Annotated in this window: 17 protein-coding genes; 14 read left to right on the plus strand and 3 right to left on the minus strand. The window is 46.6% G+C overall.

Annotated features, from left to right (window positions below; all coding sequences use genetic code 11):
- Positions 1 to 615: 615 nt before the first annotated feature.
- From MKY93_RS04445 to MKY93_RS04460, 4 genes are all read left to right on the plus strand, one after another.
- Positions 616 to 2,169, plus strand: coding sequence for a fatty acid--CoA ligase family protein (locus MKY93_RS04445; protein WP_009765864.1), 1,554 nt, complete (start codon positions 616 to 618; stop codon positions 2,167 to 2,169).
- 141 nt (positions 2,170 to 2,310) lie between these two features.
- Positions 2,311 to 4,281 (plus strand): S9 family peptidase, encoded by a 1,971-nt coding sequence (locus tag MKY93_RS04450; protein WP_340758372.1) that lies wholly within the window; start codon positions 2,311 to 2,313, stop codon positions 4,279 to 4,281.
- A gap of 116 nt (positions 4,282 to 4,397) precedes the next feature.
- Positions 4,398 to 5,843 (plus strand): aspartate ammonia-lyase, encoded by a 1,446-nt coding sequence (aspA, locus tag MKY93_RS04455; protein WP_340758373.1) that lies wholly within the window; start codon positions 4,398 to 4,400, stop codon positions 5,841 to 5,843.
- A gap of 563 nt (positions 5,844 to 6,406) precedes the next feature.
- Positions 6,407 to 6,700: a late competence development ComFB family protein gene (locus tag MKY93_RS04460; RefSeq protein ID WP_078817245.1), complete on the plus strand. Its 294-nt coding sequence runs from the start codon at positions 6,407 to 6,409 to the stop codon at positions 6,698 to 6,700.
- Positions 6,701 to 6,720: 20 nt separating this feature from the next.
- Here MKY93_RS04460 and MKY93_RS04465 read toward each other — a convergent pair whose 3' ends face one another.
- Complete coding sequence (locus MKY93_RS04465; RefSeq protein ID WP_078817246.1) at positions 6,721 to 7,530, minus strand: flagellin; 810 nt, start codon at positions 7,528 to 7,530, stop codon at positions 6,721 to 6,723.
- Between the two features lie 112 nt (positions 7,531 to 7,642).
- On the opposite strand from MKY93_RS04465, the gene MKY93_RS04470 reads away from it, so the two are divergent.
- Positions 7,643 to 8,041 (plus strand): flagellar protein FliS, encoded by a 399-nt coding sequence (locus MKY93_RS04470; RefSeq protein ID WP_340758374.1) that lies wholly within the window; start codon positions 7,643 to 7,645, stop codon positions 8,039 to 8,041.
- A 40-nt stretch (positions 8,042 to 8,081) separates the two neighbouring features.
- On the opposite strand, the gene MKY93_RS04475 is transcribed toward MKY93_RS04470, so the two are convergent.
- Together MKY93_RS04475 and MKY93_RS04480 are read right to left on the minus strand one after the other, a co-directional pair.
- Positions 8,082 to 8,246, minus strand: coding sequence for a hypothetical protein (locus tag MKY93_RS04475; protein ID WP_009765857.1), 165 nt, complete (start codon positions 8,244 to 8,246; stop codon positions 8,082 to 8,084).
- A gap of 61 nt (positions 8,247 to 8,307) precedes the next feature.
- Positions 8,308 to 9,084 (minus strand): enoyl-CoA hydratase-related protein, encoded by a 777-nt coding sequence (locus tag MKY93_RS04480; RefSeq protein WP_340758375.1) that lies wholly within the window; start codon positions 9,082 to 9,084, stop codon positions 8,308 to 8,310.
- A 704-nt stretch (positions 9,085 to 9,788) separates the two neighbouring features.
- Between MKY93_RS04480 and MKY93_RS04485 the strand changes: the two genes are divergently transcribed.
- The 9 genes from MKY93_RS04485 (at position 9,789) to MKY93_RS04525 (ending at position 17,098) form a co-directional block, all read left to right on the plus strand.
- Positions 9,789 to 10,637: a DegV family protein gene (locus tag MKY93_RS04485; RefSeq protein ID WP_340758376.1), complete on the plus strand. Its 849-nt coding sequence runs from the start codon at positions 9,789 to 9,791 to the stop codon at positions 10,635 to 10,637.
- 75 nt (positions 10,638 to 10,712) lie between these two features.
- A complete protein-coding gene (locus MKY93_RS04490) occupies positions 10,713 to 12,026 on the plus strand; it encodes a DEAD/DEAH box helicase (RefSeq protein WP_340758377.1) in 1,314 nt (437 codons plus the stop codon).
- Positions 12,023 to 12,640, plus strand: coding sequence for a ComF family protein (locus MKY93_RS04495; protein WP_340758378.1), 618 nt, complete (start codon positions 12,023 to 12,025; stop codon positions 12,638 to 12,640). Before MKY93_RS04490 ends, MKY93_RS04495 begins: the two co-directional genes overlap by 4 nt.
- Before the next feature lie 6 nt (positions 12,641 to 12,646).
- Complete coding sequence (locus MKY93_RS04500) at positions 12,647 to 13,063, plus strand: TIGR03826 family flagellar region protein (RefSeq protein WP_078817252.1); 417 nt, start codon at positions 12,647 to 12,649, stop codon at positions 13,061 to 13,063.
- Between the two features lie 122 nt (positions 13,064 to 13,185).
- Entirely contained in the window at positions 13,186 to 13,452 is a 267-nt protein-coding gene (gene flgM / locus MKY93_RS04505; RefSeq protein ID WP_040758361.1) for a flagellar biosynthesis anti-sigma factor FlgM, read from the plus strand.
- Between the two features lie 18 nt (positions 13,453 to 13,470).
- On the plus strand, positions 13,471 to 13,974 hold the full coding sequence (locus MKY93_RS04510; RefSeq protein WP_340758379.1) for a flagellar protein FlgN: 504 nt from the start codon (positions 13,471 to 13,473) through the stop codon (positions 13,972 to 13,974).
- 16 nt (positions 13,975 to 13,990) lie between these two features.
- The gene (gene flgK, locus MKY93_RS04515; RefSeq protein WP_340758380.1) at positions 13,991 to 15,511 is read left to right on the plus strand and encodes a flagellar hook-associated protein FlgK; all 1,521 of its coding nucleotides are present in this window, start codon (positions 13,991 to 13,993) and stop codon (positions 15,509 to 15,511) included.
- Positions 15,512 to 15,529: 18 nt separating this feature from the next.
- Positions 15,530 to 16,441 (plus strand): flagellar hook-associated protein FlgL, encoded by a 912-nt coding sequence (gene flgL / locus MKY93_RS04520; RefSeq protein ID WP_340758381.1) that lies wholly within the window; start codon positions 15,530 to 15,532, stop codon positions 16,439 to 16,441.
- Between the two features lie 105 nt (positions 16,442 to 16,546).
- Positions 16,547 to 17,098, plus strand: coding sequence for a DUF6470 family protein (locus tag MKY93_RS04525; RefSeq protein ID WP_340758382.1), 552 nt, complete (start codon positions 16,547 to 16,549; stop codon positions 17,096 to 17,098).
- The last annotated feature ends 20 nt before the right edge of the window (positions 17,099 to 17,118 follow it).

Consider the following 17,118-nt stretch of genomic DNA (forward strand, 5'->3'; position numbering starts at 1 on the left):
CCTCCGGGGTCTCAAGACGCACGCTGATCCCCCAGGAGTCGACCGTCTTCCGCTTCAATCCTTAGTTAGTATCTATGGACACATAGCAAGTCCATTGTAACTTTTTTTTAGATCTAAGAAGAATTCCCACAGTCAGAGTACAAAACTGGCATCTCTCATTGACTTATTTTAAGGGCTTTAAGTGATTTCAAGGACAATAAGCCTCCAGGCAATGCTGTTTATCATTCGCTATTGAACTATGATCACTCTTGTAAGGAATCATCGCTTTGTCACTTATAAATTGCAATGAAAAAGCCCCTATGATTCTCATCGAAAAGTAGGGATTCGAGCGGAAGATGGGCGACTCTAGCGGGATTAGCGCGACAGGTGAGACCCTGGACGGAGCGCAGCGGAGGAAGCGGCTCACCCGCGCCCCGCGGAAAGCGTCCCATCTGGAGTGCAAATCCCCGGACCGCTATCCTAAGTTCTTTTCCAATTTTAGATAACGCAACAAAACCTCTGCCAGGTGACAAAATCTATAAAACTTTCAGTAAACGGTTGCGGATTAATTATTCTATCGATATAATGAATGAAATACTGAATGGTTACTCATTCATTTATTAGGGAGATGAAAGTATGAATTTAGTTTCAAGCGTTCACCAGACAGCCCAGACAAAACCCGACAAAGTTGCTTATCGTTTTATGGAAAAAGACACTACATATGCAGAATTTGATCTATCCGTATCGATGTTTGCCTCTGCATTGAAAGAGTTAGGAGTCAATGAAGGAGATAAAGTTGCGTTTTTATTAGGCAATACACCGCATTATTTAATCTCCCTCTATGCCACGATGCGTCTCGGTGCAACAGCCGTGCCGATCAATCCACTCTATACGCCGGACGAAATTTCATTCATTTTGGAAAATAGTGATGCGAAAGCTGTCATTGCGATCGACCAGTTGCTGCCGCTTGTAGAAGTCGCGAGCCATTCATTCCCGACGATTGAAAACTATATTATTTGTGAATTGAGCCCCGACACGCCTGAAAAAATGGCGGGACTTGCGGACTCTGTGAAAACAAAAGTACATGCGTTCATGGCATTGATGAAACAATCGCAACCGCTCTCAGAAATGGTGAAGGTTGATGAGGATGAAAGCGCTATCATACTCTATACATCCGGTACAACAGGACATCCGAAAGGTGCGATGCTGACACATAAGAATATTTATTCCAACGCGCGTGATGTCGGGAACTATTTGGACTTCTCTGAAGATGATCGAATTGTTGCGACGTTGCCGTTATTCCATGTGTTTGCTTTGACGGTTGTGGCGAACGCACCATTGCTTAAAGGAGCAACCATTTTGCTGGAGCCGCGCTTTAGTCCAAGCGAAATCTTTTCATTGATCCGCAAACAGAAAGCGACCGTTTTTGCAGGTGTGCCAACGATGTATAACTTCCTTTATCAGTATCCTGACGGTAAAACAGAAGACTTTGAAACGGTCCGACTTGCTATTTCGGGAGGCTCTTCATTGCCAGTTTCCCTGCTGCATGATTTTGAAGAGAAATTCCAGGTCAGAGTCTCTGAAGGCTACGGATTATCGGAGGCATCACCTGTCACATGTTTCAATCCACTAGATAGGGAGCGGGTACCCGGTTCGATTGGTACGACGATCATGAATGTGGAAAACAAGGTTGTCAACGAGCTGGGTGAAGAAGTGGCAGACAATGAAGTGGGCGAATTGATCGTCCGCGGACCGAATGTCATGAAAGGCTATTATAAGTTACCGGAAGAAACGGCTGCAGTCTTGCGTGACGGTTGGCTCTATACAGGCGACCTTGCACGGCGCGATGAAAACGGTTACTTTTATATCGTAGACCGTAAGAAAGATATGATTATCGTCGGTGGATTCAACGTGTATCCGCGTGAAGTGGAAGAAGTGTTGTTCAGCCACCGCGATATTATCGAAGCCGCTGTAATCGGCGTGCCGGATGTCAATTTCGGTGAGGAAGTTCAGGCATATGTGGTTCTGAAGGAAGGATCGAAGGCGACGGAACAAACGATACTGGATTTCTGTGCGAAGCGTCTGGCGAAGTATAAAGTACCGAAGTATATCGAGTTCCTTGATGAGTTGCCGAAAAATACGACGGGGAAAATTCTTCGACGTTCATTGAAAGATCAAGTGAAAAACTGAATTGTTTAAGACGAAAGGACCTTCCTGTTCATTGGGAGGGTTTTTCGTTGTGGAGATCGGTTTCTATAGAATGAATGGTTGCCAAAGTTCGCGTAAACTTGTTATGGTTTAATGAAACAACTATAAAATAGGAGGGATTGGATGGAAAAACGGCCAGTAGGAATCAATGATTTATTCGAAACGAAGTCAGTAACGAATCCTGTACTGTCACCGAATGATGAGGAAGCAGTCGTCGTCGTGACGGAAATGAATAAAGAGGATAATGAATATTATTCAGCGATTCATCATATCGATTTGCGGACGCAGGACGTGACCCAATGGACGTTCGGCAAGCAGAAAGTGAGCATGCCGAAGTGGTCTGCTGACGGTAAGATGCTTGCATTTTTATCAAATCGTATGGAGAAAAACCAACTGTATGTTCTGCAGACAGCCGGAGGTGAAGCGAGACAGCTGACAGAGTGCAAAAATGGAGTGGACTCATTTGAATGGGCGCCGTCCGGACAGAAAATATGGATTAGCGGTCGTGTGAAAACAGGCGAGACATTTGTTTCGCAAGAGGAAGCGAAGAAAGAGTTTCCGCAGCCAGTACGCGTTACGAAGATGAAATATAAAGCGGACGGAGCAGGCATTTTACCGCAAGACGAGTTTGCGCAGATCGGTTGCGTGGATTTAGCGACGTGCAGCGTGACAAATTTCACTTCAGAGCCGTGTGATCATTCATTAGAAGCGGTGTCAAATGACGGTAAGCAGCTGGTCATTGGTGTGAAGAGAATGGAAAACGATGATCAGGATTTCAGCTCGCCTTTGATTCTCGTTGATACGGAAACGAAGGAAGATACTGTGCTCGTTGATGAACAAGGCTATTTTGGCAACGTCCATTTTTCAAAAGACGACCGCTATATCGCTTATGTCGGAGCAGACTTGACGTTTAAAAACGCCACGCAAGCGGATGTTTTCGTCTATGATCAAGCGAACGGGCTGACGATGAACTTGACAGCGGGGATTGACGCGCCAGGCGGTGATGATAGTATTTCGGATCACTTACAGCAAGCCGCCGCCCCAGGAGTTGTCTGGACAGAAGACGAACAGCTCTACTTCCAGCTGTCTGTTATGGGCGATGTGCGATTGTATGCGGCCACGCTGGACGGGGCGATTTATCCCGCGACAGGCGAAGAAGAACATGTCTATGGATATGACGTTTCGTCGAATGGAGAATTCGCGCTTCTAACGGTCAGTACAGCGACGAATCCTGGAGAGCTGTATCTTCAGACCATTGCAACAGGAGAGCGGACTGCACTCACTTCATTCAATGAAAATTGGTTGAAAAAAGTACAGCCTGTTGCGCCACGAGCTGTTCAGTATATGAGTGGCGCCACGGAAGTGCATGGATGGCTGCTAAAACCGGCAGACTATGAAGAAGGTAAACAGTTTCCGCTGATCGTCGAAATCCATGGCGGACCACATGCGATGTTCGGTAATACGTATTTTCATGAGCTTCAGATTCTTGCTGCTAATGGCTACGGTGTGTTATATGTCAATCCTCGAGGTAGCCATGGCTATAGTCAGGCGTTTGTCGACGGAGTGCGAGGAGACTATGGCGGAGGTGATTACGAGGACATCATGGCAGGTCTCGACGAAGTCTTAGCGCAAGAATCTTGGATTGATTCGGATCGGCTGGGTGTTACGGGTGGAAGCTATGGCGGGTTCATGACGAACTGGATTGTTGGGCATACGAATCGCTTCAAAGCAGCCGTAACACAACGCTCGATCAGCAACTGGATCAGCTTTTTCGGTGTCTCGGATATCGGTTATTATTTCAGTGACTGGCAGTTGAACGCGGATATGCGGGATGCGGATACACTATGGAAGCACTCGCCGTTGAAATACGCCGAGCAGATTGACACGCCGTTATTGATTTTGCATTCGGAAAATGATTTCCGTTGTCCGATCGAGCAAGCGGAGCAATTGTTCATCACGTTGAAGGATTTAGGGAAAGTGGCGGAATTCGTTCGTTTCCCGCAGTCGGATCATAATTTATCGAGAACCGGCAAGCCGAATTTACGCGTTGCGAGGCTAAAAGAAATTATTGACTGGTTCGAACGCTATCTATGAGGTAAGATTAGATAGTAAAAAACCTGTCGAAATTACACTATACATCGCGAAAAGTGTATACGTATAATTGGGATGAATATGTAAATACAGGAAAAATATTTGAGAAGAGGTTCTGCATGATGGTAGAGGAATTGTTGTACAGAATAGAGAAGGATTTCATCGGAGAAAAGAAAGTGCCACAAGATGCTTATTATGGCATTCAGACACTGAGAGCAGCAGAGAATTTCCCAATCACTGGCTACCGGGTCAACCGCGATTTGATTCGTGCGATCGCGATCGTCAAGAAGTCTGCTGCACAAGCGAACCGCGACATCGGCCAATTGGATGAAGAGCTTGCAAAAGCAATTATTCAAGCGTCGGACGAAGTCATGAACGGCGCATTGCGCGATCAGTTTTTGGTCGATCCGATCCAAGGCGGCGCGGGTACATCCGTCAATATGAATGCCAATGAAGTCATAGCCAACCGAGCGCTTGAAATCCTTGGTCATGATAAAGGTTCATATGATGTAATCAGCCCGAACTCCCATGTCAATATGGCGCAATCGACAAATGATGCGTTCCCGACAGCGATCCATATTGCGACACTTGTCAAAGTCGATAAATTGCTCGAGGTCATGGAGGCGCTTCATAAAACATTCCTGAAAAAATCGATCGAGTTCCAATCCGTTCTGAAAATGGGACGCACGCACTTGCAAGATGCTGTACCGATTCGTCTTGGTCAAGAATTCGAAGCATACGCGATGGTGCTGCGCCGTGATATCGAACGCGTCCGTGTCTCTCGTGTCTATTTGTATGAAATCAATATGGGTGCAACAGCTGTCGGAACAGGTTTGAACGCCGATCCACTCTATATCGAAAAAGTAGCAAACTATCTATCAGAAAACAGCGGCTTCGAATTAAAGTCCTCCACGCATTTAGTGGACGCGACTCAAAATACAGATTCATACGTACAAGTCTCCGCAGCGTTGCGCGGCACCATGTTGAATATGTCCAAAATCTGTAACGACTTGCGTTTGATGGCGTCAGGCCCACGCACAGGCTTGTCTGAAATTTCATTGCCTGCAAGACAGCCGGGCTCTTCGATCATGCCAGGAAAAGTGAACCCAGTCATGGCAGAAGTCATGAACCAAGTCGCGTTCCAAGTTGCCGGCAACGACATGACGATCGCGCTCGCTTCAGAAGCGGGACAATTCGAATTAAACGTTATGGAACCAGTTCTAGTGTTCAACTTATTGCAGTCACTGAAGATCATGACAAACGTCTTCGAAGTGTTCCGTGATTACTGCTTAGACGGCATCACAGCAAACGTCGAGCATTTGGAAGAATACGTGGAGAAGAGTATCGGCGTCATCACAGCGATCAATCCACACGTCGGCTATGAAGTAGCGTCACAGATTGCGAAAGAAGCGCTGCTGTCGAACAAATCGATCCGTGAGCTCTGCATTGAGAAGAAAGTACTGACAGAAGAGGAACTAGACCTGATCCTGCACCCTTTCGAAATGACGAAGCCTGGAATTTCAGGTAAAGATTTACTTAAGAAAAAGATTATTTTGTCGAAATAAGTAGAGAGTGGTGGTTTAGCTTTTACGGAAGAGTGAGTGTTCTTTGCAGGAATATGGGTCGGGTATCCGGGGATTTGCGCTTCAGGCGGGACGCTTTCCTGGGGGCGTGGCTTGAGCCTCCTCGTTCGCTTCGCTTCTGCGGGGTCTCAAGGCGCACGCTGATCCCCAAGGAGTCGCCCGCCTTACGCTCCAATCCCTACAAGGCGAGCTGAAGCACTTAGTAAATACTTTGAAATTATAAGGTGTTTGCTGTACCAGTGGAAGGTTCTTCAGCTTTAGAGCTAGAGAGACTAACGCTTAATAAATAAGCGTTAGTCTAGTGAATGCAATTGTTTTTTATCGAATTTAGTTGATTGTAGTGGAGGGCGGCGACTCCTGTGGGATTAGCGTGACAGGTGAGACCCTGGACTGAGCGAAGCGAAGGAAGCGGCTCACCGCACGCCCCACGGAAAGCGTCCGCCCGCAACGGAAATCAACGGTGCCTAGGACAAAATGTAACCCATATCCACTCAACGCAAGCAGAACACTAACTCCCTGTGCAGGTTGAAAAGGGGTATCAGAAAATGAAAGTGCAGAACGTTATGGAGATTGTCGTCAAAGATGTCATTGAGAAATACAAAAAAGAGCTCAACATGTCATGCACATGCGATCACTGCATGAACGACGTGTTGGCGATGACGTTGAATAATCTATCGCCTCAATACATCGTCGACGAAGCAAACAGCGCCTACATACGAGCCATTCATCAAGCCGATCGCCAAGGCGCCACCGCCATCTTGACAAAAGTGGCCTGGGCCGCAGGAGTTGTGGCAGAGAACCCACGCTGTGAAAACGTAAAAAACCCTTCCAACGAATAAAAGTTGGAAGGGTTTTGCATTCACTTCAGAAGCGATAGAACATCCTGCAAATTACTATTCACAGTTTTAATCAGCAGCTGATCGCCTTTTTGTCGAATATCCTGTTGGACGAAATTCATCATTTCCCCAGCCATATCGGTATCCGCAAGCAACGAAAGCGATTTGGTCAGATTGCCTTCGAACACGAGAGCATTTGTCAAATGGTGCTCGATCGATTCCATCTCAGAGCCGACTTTCGTTAAATGACCGCCGACAACGCCGATTGCTTTATCAATCTTCGAAATCAATTCCTCCGCGTCTTTCTGTGTCGCGATGGAAGCACCGTCAAGACCGAGTTTGTCCGTGCTGACGTTAATATTACCAATCGTCAATTGCTGTCCTGGATTCGCACCAACCTGTAAAATCAGCGCCTTATCTTCTCCAAGGATCTTCTTCGTATTGAACTCCAGTTTACCTGCAGTGTCATTAATGGACTCCATGATCTGGTCCAGTTCCAAAGAGCTTGCTTCTCGATCCTGGTCGGTCAATGTGCCGTTTGCCGCAGCAACTGCCATTTCACGCGCTCGCTGAAGCAAGTTGTTGACGTTATTCAGTCCTTCATTGGAAGATTCGAGAACGGAAAGTCCGTCTTGCATATTGCGCTGCGCCTGGGAGAGTCCCCGGATTTGAGCACGCATCGTTTCGGAAATGGCCAGGCCGGAAGCATTTTGACTTCCTTTTGCCACCTTCGATCCGCTGCCGAGCTTCAACAGCGTCTTTTCAATGTCCGTCGCATTCCTTTGCGCACGATTCGTTGAAAACGCAATATGTTCTTGGCTGTGTATTCGCATCCTTTCACCTACTTTGACTATTCATTTGTGCATCAGATTTTATATCGGCCGATTTCATTCAAAATCAAACGAAACAGACGATAATAAAAGAAAAACATTTGGAGTGAGCCGCATGTATATAAAACGTGCGATCGAAGTCTATCAAACGACAGCGAGCACGACGACCCCGACGATTGACTCCATAATTCAACTGCTGAATGAAATGAGCAGCTTGCTTTCGGAAACACAAGCAACTACAGAACGAGTAGCGAATCCTGACGTAACCGAGCCGCTGAAAAAGCTTCAGTATGTGCTATTCGAGCTAATGGGCGTGGTGGATCACCGAAGTGAAGAGGGCAAGCGGCTAGTGCTGCAGTATGTTGTGATCAATCAAAGTCTCTTGACTGTGCAATTACATAAATACTACGAATTGCTGCCGGAGATCCGGGAACAGCTCGATCAGCTGGCGGAAGCGTGGAGTGAAGCGCGCCAAAATCAACGGCGTGAGCGATTTACGACGAATAGTTTGTAAATGAAGAAAGGCCATCTTAAAAGTCAGTGAAAAAGACTTTCTAAGATGGCTTTTTTCGTTTATTAAACTTTTTTTGAATAGCTGGCAACTGACTGTAGTCGTCGCCGCACCAATCTGCCTGCGCACCGAACCAAACAAGACCCCCACCGCGCCAAATTATCGGTGCACCGAACCAATCCCCGCTACCACCGCACCAAACTCTCATCGAACCGCGCCAAACGAAGTAAACGCAGCACCAAAAACAACTGACCATCTCTTTTTGATCATCAGCGCCCTTTAAACACAGGCTTCCGCTTTTCAGCAAATGCAGTCAACGCCTCAACCCGATCTTCCGTCGGCAACGTCATTTCATACGCCTTCCGCTCGATCGCAAGCCCAGTCTGCAAATCTGCGTTCATCCCTTGCTTAATAGCGAACTTCGCCTGCTGAATTGCAATCGGTCCATTTGCAAGCAATGAAGCCACGAACGCTTCGGTGGTTTCCGCCAATTGATCGGCAGGCGCTTTTTGCGTCAAGATTCCATAGTCTAGTGCTTCATCCGCAGTCAATCGCTTCGCTGTCAAAATCAACTCGAGCGCTTTCGCTTCACCTATCAACCTAGGCAATCGCTGAGTACCGCCAGCGCCCGGGATGATCGCCAGCCCAGTTTCTGTCAGTCCCATGACCGCTTCATCCGCCGCAATCCGGAAGTCGCACGCCAAAGCAAGCTCCATCCCACCGCCAAACGCAAAGCCATTGATGACCGCAATCGTCGGCTGCGGCAGCTGGTCAATCATCGTAAAGACATCACCAATTTTATTCAAATTCCGCCGCACCTGGGCTTCCGTCAGCAGTTTTCGCTCTTTTAAATCAGCCCCCACACTAAACGCCCGATCCCCGCTGCCTGCGAAGACGACCGCACGAATGTCGGAATCAATCCGAATCGCCTCCACCACTTGCCCGAGTTCCATCAGAAGATTAAAGTTGAACGCATTCATCGCCTCTGGTCGATTCAGCGTTACATAAGCCACCGAGTTCCGTTGCTCATACCGAATTTCCTGCATCATGAAAACTCCTTTCAGTTTGGATAGTCTACTTACAAGATAGCATGAGTGGAAGGTTGTTGTCAGAACATTAGAGAAAATTGAAGTGGGAAATTGTGAGTGGTCCGGGGATTTGCACTCTGGGTGGACGCGTTCCGCGGGGCGCGCGGTGAGTTTCCTCGTTCGCTGCGCTCCTGCGGGGTCTCACCTGTCGCGCTAATCCCGCAGGAGTCGCCACCCGCCGCTCCAATCCCTACCTCGAGAAGGTAAGAATAAAGTGTAGTTCATCGTAATTTTTAAGTGACAATGTATTGTTTTCCTATAGTAGTTCAAAAGCTAAATAGCATGGAGTATTGCCTGTGGTCTTGTTGTTGCTAAAATCACTCACGCCCTTCAACTAAGTCAATGAAAGATGCCAGTTTTGTACTCTGACTGTGAAAGCACTTCTTAGACCTGAAAAATTACAATGAGCTCGCTATGTGTCTATCCACGCAAATTAAGGATTGGAGCGGAAGACGGGGCGACTCCAGGAGGATCAGCGTGAGCCTTGAGACCCTGGACGGAGCGAAGCGAAGGAAGCGGCTCAAGCCACGCCCTCCGGAAAGCGCCCCGTCTGGAGCGTAAATCCCGGACCGCCCACAAAGTTAATCTCTTATATAGGCTTCAACTTCACAGATGCCATCTTAAACAATTTCAGGTAGAATAGGGGACAGGAGTTGATCATGTTGAAAACAGCGATTGTGACAGATAGTACGGCGTATGTGCCGGATGACATAAAAGAAGAACTTGGAATACACACCATCCCCTTAATGGTGACGATCGATGGAAAATCGTTTGCGGAAGACGTCGACCTGACAACGGAAGCATTCTATGACCTGGTACGCGGCAAAGGTCCGCTTCCAAAAACATCCCAACCTGCAATCGGAGACTTTGAAACGCTCTACACACAACTGGCGAAAGACTATGACGCCGTCATTTCAATTCATCTATCCAGTGGCATCAGCGGCACATATATGGGAGCGATGCAAGCAGGTGAAATTGTAGAAGATATTGAAGTCTTGCCGTTTGATTCGGAAATATCCGCGTATCCCCAAGGTTTTTACGCGGTGCGGGCAGCCCAACTGGCGAATGAAGGCGTCGAACCACGTGCGATTTTGGAAGAACTTCATAAAATGAAGAAAACGCTAAAAGCCTATTTCATGGTGGACGACCTATCTCATCTGCAGCGTGGCGGCCGATTATCCGGCGCGCAAGCGATTGTCGGCGGACTTCTACAAGTCAAGCCTCTACTGCATTTCGAAGATAAAGTCATCGTGCCGTTCGAGAAAATCCGTACGACGAAAAAAGCGATGAAACGAATTGCGGATTTATTGGCGGAAGATGCGAAAGATCAGTTGCTCGACGCAGCGATCATTCACGCAAACCGCTATGAACAAGCAGTGGAATGGAAAGAAATTTTAGAGAAAAAACATCCGAACGTCGATTTCACGATCAGCCATTTTGGTCCGGTCATCGGCACCCATCTCGGAGAAGGGGCCATGGGACTCGGCTGGGTGAAGCGGCGCGGAACATAAAGGAGGATTCCTTCTATAGCCAATTACGATGAGCTACAAAAGTTCCTGGCGGGCCGCATTTGGCTGCGCCACGTCATGCCGTTTCCGCCTGAATCGATTGACTCGGCAATTGAACAAGGATTCATTCGGGTGATCGAAGGCGTCACAGCTGAAACGACTTGGCACGGTACGCATTTTACGTGCCGTCGTTGCCTCAATGAAGACCAATCAAAGTTTACGAGTTTCCAATGTGCGCAGTGTGAAACGACGTGTGCTTACTGCCGCAACTGCTTAAAAATGGGACGCGTCTCACGGTGTTCGGAATTGCTCGTCTGGACAGGACAAGCTCCGATTTATCCAAAAAAGCATCGAATGGACTGGCAGGGAAACTTGACGCCAGCCCAGCAAAAGGCAACGAATGAATTACTCGACAGCACGAAGCAAGGCATTTCCCATCTATTATATGCAGTCTGCGGCTCTGGCAAAACGGAGATGCTGTTCCAGCCAATCCATTACTTGCTGAATGAAGGCAAACGCGTCTGTCTCGCGGCACCGCGAGTGGACGTCATCCTCGAATTGCTGCCGCGACTGAAAACCGCATTTCCGGATACCGTCATAGAAGCACTTTATGGTGGGGCGGAAGTGGAACATTTCGATGCACAGCTGATCCTAGCAACCACTCATCAGCTGTACCGATTCCAAGAAGCATTTGACGCGGTCTTCGTTGACGAAGCAGATGCATTTCCTTATACTGCCGACGAAACACTGCAACAAGCAGTGCGAAAAGCCGCGAAGGCAAACGCACCGATTCATTTCGTCACCGCGACACCTTCAGCTCAATTGCTTGCCATGAATAAAAAAAATGGCAATATTTCCATCCTCGCGAGGCGCTATCATGGCAAACCACTGCCTGAGCCGCGCAATGAAACATTATGGAATTATGAAAAGCAGCTGAAGAAGAAACACATCCCCAAAAAACTGCTGAATTGGACGAAAGAACGCCTGGATAAACAACAGCCGTTTCTCATCTTCTTTCATCAAATTGGATTAATGGAAATTGCGGAGCCTCTTTTTCAGCAACTCGACGATAGGATCTGTGCTGTCCACGCGGAGCATGCGGATCGAAAAGAACGCGTACAATTGTTAAGGAAAAAAGAAGTACCCGGCCTTTTGACCACAACCATACTTGAACGCGGCATTACGATTCCGAACGTGCAAGTGGCGGTCGTCGGCGCGGAACAGAAGATTTTCAATAAAGGGGCACTCATCCAAATCGGCGGCCGAGTCGGGCGTTCCGTTCCGAATACATCCGGCGATTTTGTGCTGTTTCATCAAGGCATCACGAACGCAATGGACGAAGCAAAGCAAGAAATCCGCAAGCTTAACAAACAAGGAGATCCCTTGCTATGAACAGTTGCCTATTATGCGAAAAGCCGCTCGACGACCAGCCGACGTGGCAACAATTTCTAGGTATCGAAAAGCAAACCTCAACCTGTCCAGTGTGCTTAGCGAAATTCGAACGGATCGACAGTATCACAAAAACCGATCAGTTGGACTCTATTTATTCGCTCTATGCATACAATGAGCAAGCGCGCGAATACCTGCACCAATTCAAATTTCTGCAAGATATCGCACTGGCGTATGTATTTGCGAGTGACCTGCGAAGCGTGTTGATTGATCCGAAAAAAATTATTGTGCCGATTCCGATGCACCCGGCGAGTAAAAAGAGGCGAACTTTCGCGCAAATCGATGCGTTGCTCGAAGCTGCTGGCATTCCATTTCAAGAACTTTTGCAAAAAACGACTGAGTCGGTGATGGGCGAAAAAACACGGAGTGAACGTCTGGCGATAATTGAACTATTCACCGCGTCAGCCGATATAATAAGTAATGAGAAGATCTATGTGCTCGTTGATGATATTTATACGACCGGCACCACTTTGCAGCACGCTGCGCATACGTTAAAGCAAGCGGGGGCTGAACGAGTGGAAGCGGTGGCATTATTCAGAGCTACAGGAAAGAAGTGATGAGACATGGCAGAACTGAGGAATTGTCCGACATGCGGAGATTTTTTCAATTACACGGGTGTCCGGGATGTGTGTGCGAAGTGTGCAATGAATGAAGAGAAAATGTATGAAACGGTCTATCGGTTCTTACGCAAACGCGAAAACCGTGCGGCAAACATCGACCGGATCGTCGAAGCTACAGGCGTGACCGAGAGCTTACTGCATCGCTGGGTGCGTAAAGGAAGACTTCAGCCCGCATTGTTTCCGAATTTAGGCTATCCATGCGACAAATGCGGCTCGTTGACGACGACCGGTAAACTTTGCGTAAAGTGCACTGACGAGATCAAACGTGAATTGAATACGATCGAAGCAGCAGAAGAACTGCGTGAAGCGATGAAAGAACAAGACCGAGCGACGTATTACTCGCAAAAAGACAGGAAGTGACGAAAAAACGAGCAGTTCGTACTGTTCGTTTTTTCATCCCAAAGCCTCTAAACGTTTAAGGAATTCTGCCGAAGTAAAGAGTAGGACCTATCTGAAGGCTTAAAACGAAAGGAGCGAGAACTATGAAAATTGAAAGATTCAACACCCCAGCGGTCAATCCATACCGCAATCAGCAAATGAAAGTCGATCAAGCAAAACAGTCGAATCAATTGAAGACCGACAAACTGGAAATTTCATCGGAAGCAAAAAAGTTATCTACGGCAACACCTATTGAAACGGAACGTCAGCAACGCGTGCAACAGCTGAAAGCGCAAGTGCAATCCGGCGATTATCAAGTGGATGCAAAAGAACTCGCTTCCAGCATGCTGTCTTATTACAATAAGCTGTAACAGAAAGTAGGGAACCACATGTCCATTGAACCGATCTTAACGACGCTCAATCACCTGGAAAAACTGCATACGAGCCTGCTCCGTCTGTCCAACGACAAGACCGCACTGCTGAAAAGCGGAGACATCAACGGGATTGACCAGCTGTTGAAGGAGGAGCAAGCCCATTTGGCGGCGATTGTGCAAATGGACCAACAACGCGTGAACGCCGTGAAGCAGTATTTGACTGAACAAGGAAGTCCAGTTCCTGCTGAACCGACAATGACGCAACTGATCGAACTAGTGAACGAACCGGACAAACAACCGTTAGCAGAGGCGAGGGACCGTCTCCTGCATGCGATTCATGAGTTGAAACAGCAAAACGAACTCAACCAACAAATGACCTACCAATCTCTTCAATTTGTGAATCTATCGCTGGACATGGTGCGTCCGCGTCCGGAAACCGCCAACTATTCGAAAAATGAAGTACAAGGGCAGTCGCCAGGAGCCAAACCAAAACTCTCCTCATTCGACTCCCAAGCCTAAGGAGGACACAAACAACATGCGCTCAACATTTATGGGACTAGAAACAAGCAAACGCGGATTGTACACCCAGCAATCCGCTCTTTATACGACAGGACATAATATTAGTAACGCGAACACACTGGGGTATTCGAGACAGCGGGTGAATATGCAGGCTACTTCTGGGTTTCCGGGAGTGGGGATGAATGCGGGGACGATGCCTGGGTTTTTAGGGACAGGTGTGGAGGCTGGGTCGATTCAGCGGATTCGGGATGGATTTGTGGATAAGCAGTTTCGTAACGAATCCAATCAACTAGGTTACTGGGAAAACCGCACGAAAAATATTGCTCAAATGGAAGATGTATTGGCTGAGCCTTCGAAATACGGACTTCAAGGATCACTAAGTGAGTTTTGGCAAGCATTACAAGGATTGGCAAACAATCCAGAAAACGGCGGAGCACGCGCAGTTGTTGTGGAACGTGGCGTGGCGGTTGCCGACTCGTTTAAATATATTGATAAGTCCTTGAAAGAAATTCAAGATAATATTGGACAGGAGATAGGTGTTTCTGTTAAAGACATCAATTCCATCATGGATCAAATTGCGGGACTTAATAAACAAATCGCAGAAGTTGAACCCAATGGCTATTTGCCGAACGATCTATACGACGCTCGCGATGCGTTATTGGATGAATTATCGACATACTTGCCAATTGAAGTAAAGAACGTACCCACTGGTGGTAAAGCTCTGGCTATAGCAGAGGGTACAGTTACAGTGAAGATTAAAACAAAGAATGGTGATATAACTGTCATTGAGGGCAAGGACGTTGCGAAAATGTCAGTGGTTAATGGTGATGGAGAAGGAAAACCTGCAAGCCCTGATAAAATGGAGTCATTCACTTTTACTGGAAATGGTAACGCGACTGGCGGACCTTTAACGGTTAAAGATATGCAGGAATCTGGGAAATTAAGATCATTGGTAGAATCTTATGGTTATCCAGATGGAAATGATGTTAAAGGCCTTTATCCTGATATGTTGAAAAAGTTAGATGATATGGCAAAGGCATTTATTACAGAGTTCAACAAAATTCACGCAAAGGGCGAACCACTTTCCGGCACCAAAATTGATGATTTTTTCCAAGGCGACAGTGCTTCCACTATCAAGGTGGTAGATGATATTCAGAAGGATCCAAATAAATTTAATGCTTCAGATGCAACAGGAGAAGTGGGGAACGGCAAAATAGCATTAGAACTTTCGAAATTTCAATTTAATAAGATCAAAATTGGTGATCTAGAAGATACAACCATCCAATCTTATTATTCGGGTGTAATTGGGGAACTCGGTGTAGAAGGACAACAAGCAGTAAAAATGACGAAAAGCTCATTGACGCTACTTGGTGCAGTATCCAACCGACGCGACTCTATCAGTTCAGTTTCATTAGATGAAGAAATGACTGATATGATCCGTTTTCAGCAGGCATATAACGCATCTGCCCGCATGGTCACTGTTATGGATGAAACACTCGATAAAATCATTAACGGCATGGGCGTTGTCGGTAGATAATAAGGAGGAATAAACATAATGCGTGTTACACAATCAATGTTATCTAATAATATGCTGCGCAACTTATCAAGTAGTTATAACAAAATGGGTATACTGCAGGAACAGCTGAATACAGGAAAAAAAGTCAACCGACCATCTGATGATCCAGTTGTAGTCATGAAAAGCCTTGGCTACGGTATGACGGTGGACAAAGTTGCTCAATACCAGAAAAACTTAGGAGAAGTCAATAATTGGTTGGATAGTTCGGATGATGCGTTGGATGGTGTTGGGCAAGTATTGCATCGTGCGAAAGAGCTTGCGACAAATGCTGCCAATACTGGAGCCATGACGCCTGAAGACAGAGATAAGATTAAAATTGAAATGAAACAGCTTCGCGAACAACTACAAGATTTAGCCAATACAAAAGTAGGCGATAAATATATCTTTAGCGGTACTGCTACAGATAAGCCGTTGTATGGGGAAAACGGATATCCGGAATTAAGTACAGATAATACTCCACCTACAATTAATCAAACTGCTTATGAAAAACAGGTAGAGATAGAAGTGTTTGATGGAGTAAACCTGAGAGTGAATACTGAAGCTGGAGCAATGTTTAAACAAATTGATGAGGTTTTTAAAGGTATTCAGGACAGTGTAGATAATAATACTGATGACTTTGACTTCAGTGGCGCTATATCTTCAATAGAGAAAAATCTAGACAAGGTACTTACTGCTCGAGCTGACATCGGCGCTCGCTCCAACCGTGCTGAACTCATGGACAACCGTCTTCAAATGCAAGAAGGCGCAGCAAAAAAACAACGTTCTGAAAATGAAGATATTGATTATGAAGTAGTTATTACAGAACTCATCACATCCGAATCCATTCACCGAGCGGCACTGTCGGTTGGCGCACGAATTATCCAACCGTCACTAGTAGATTTCTTGCGATAAACAACAATACTCAGGGTGCTAGGTATGAAATGCAATTCGTCACATAAACGAATTGCGCATGTACCTGGCACCTGTTTTGATATATACGAATGGAGGTCGCTCGTAATGAACATCCCTCAGCTACAAATCCAAACCACATCAGCTAAGCTAGGACTGCAAATCGATAAACCAATCCAAGAAATCGAACAACCCAAAGCGACATTAAATATCGAACAACCAGCCGCTATCCTGGAAATGTCTACTACACGTCCTCAGCTCTCATTGGACACAACTGAAAACCGAGCGGACATCGATCTTAAAAGCATACTAAGGCGCAGCGCAGAAAATGCTCAATACGGTATGCAACAAGCATTAGAAGGAGCAGGCAGGCGTGCGCAAGAAGGCCAACAACTAATGAAAATCGAAAACGGAGCCAGCCTAGCGGACGTCATCAAACAAAACACCGACCGACCACAAGCTGACATCAACGTCCGCTTCGTAGGCGATAGAACAAAACTACAGATGAGCATCTCACCTGGCTCATTGGACACCAATGTAAGAACCCAAAAGCCGATAGTAGATGCACAAATAAACCGTCCAATACACAACTACACCCAAGGAAAAGTAACCGGTATAATGGAACAATACAACTCTATCGACATCGACTGGAAAATCTAAAACTAGTATCAAAACAATGA

The organism is Sporosarcina sp. FSL W7-1283 (assembly GCF_038003105.1).
Classification (GTDB): domain Bacteria; phylum Bacillota; class Bacilli; order Bacillales_A; family Planococcaceae; genus Sporosarcina; species Sporosarcina newyorkensis.

Excerpts from the sequence above, each read along its gene's own strand:
- MKY93_RS04445 (WP_009765864.1), top strand. The coding sequence starts at position 616 with ATGAATTTAGTTTCAAGCGTTCACCAGACAGCCCAGACAAAACCCGAC.
- MKY93_RS04450 (WP_340758372.1), top strand. The coding sequence starts at position 2,311 with ATGGAAAAACGGCCAGTAGGAATCAATGATTTATTCGAAACGAAGTCA.
- aspA (WP_340758373.1), top strand. The coding sequence starts at position 4,398 with ATGATGGTAGAGGAATTGTTGTACAGAATAGAGAAGGATTTCATCGGA.
- MKY93_RS04460 (WP_078817245.1), top strand. The coding sequence starts at position 6,407 with ATGAAAGTGCAGAACGTTATGGAGATTGTCGTCAAAGATGTCATTGAG.
- MKY93_RS04465 (WP_078817246.1), bottom strand. The coding sequence starts at position 7,530 with ATGCGAATACACAGCCAAGAACATATTGCGTTTTCAACGAATCGTGCG.
- MKY93_RS04470 (WP_340758374.1), top strand. The coding sequence starts at position 7,643 with ATGTATATAAAACGTGCGATCGAAGTCTATCAAACGACAGCGAGCACG.
- MKY93_RS04475 (WP_009765857.1), bottom strand. The coding sequence starts at position 8,246 with ATGAGAGTTTGGTGCGGTGGTAGCGGGGATTGGTTCGGTGCACCGATA.
- MKY93_RS04480 (WP_340758375.1), bottom strand. The coding sequence starts at position 9,084 with ATGCAGGAAATTCGGTATGAGCAACGGAACTCGGTGGCTTATGTAACG.
- MKY93_RS04490 (WP_340758377.1), top strand. The coding sequence starts at position 10,713 with ATGCCGTTTCCGCCTGAATCGATTGACTCGGCAATTGAACAAGGATTC.
- MKY93_RS04495 (WP_340758378.1), top strand. The coding sequence starts at position 12,023 with ATGAACAGTTGCCTATTATGCGAAAAGCCGCTCGACGACCAGCCGACG.
- MKY93_RS04500 (WP_078817252.1), top strand. The coding sequence starts at position 12,647 with ATGGCAGAACTGAGGAATTGTCCGACATGCGGAGATTTTTTCAATTAC.
- flgM (WP_040758361.1), top strand. The coding sequence starts at position 13,186 with ATGAAAATTGAAAGATTCAACACCCCAGCGGTCAATCCATACCGCAAT.
- MKY93_RS04510 (WP_340758379.1), top strand. The coding sequence starts at position 13,471 with ATGTCCATTGAACCGATCTTAACGACGCTCAATCACCTGGAAAAACTG.
- flgK (WP_340758380.1), top strand. The coding sequence starts at position 13,991 with ATGCGCTCAACATTTATGGGACTAGAAACAAGCAAACGCGGATTGTAC.
- flgL (WP_340758381.1), top strand. The coding sequence starts at position 15,530 with ATGCGTGTTACACAATCAATGTTATCTAATAATATGCTGCGCAACTTA.
- MKY93_RS04525 (WP_340758382.1), top strand. The coding sequence starts at position 16,547 with ATGAACATCCCTCAGCTACAAATCCAAACCACATCAGCTAAGCTAGGA.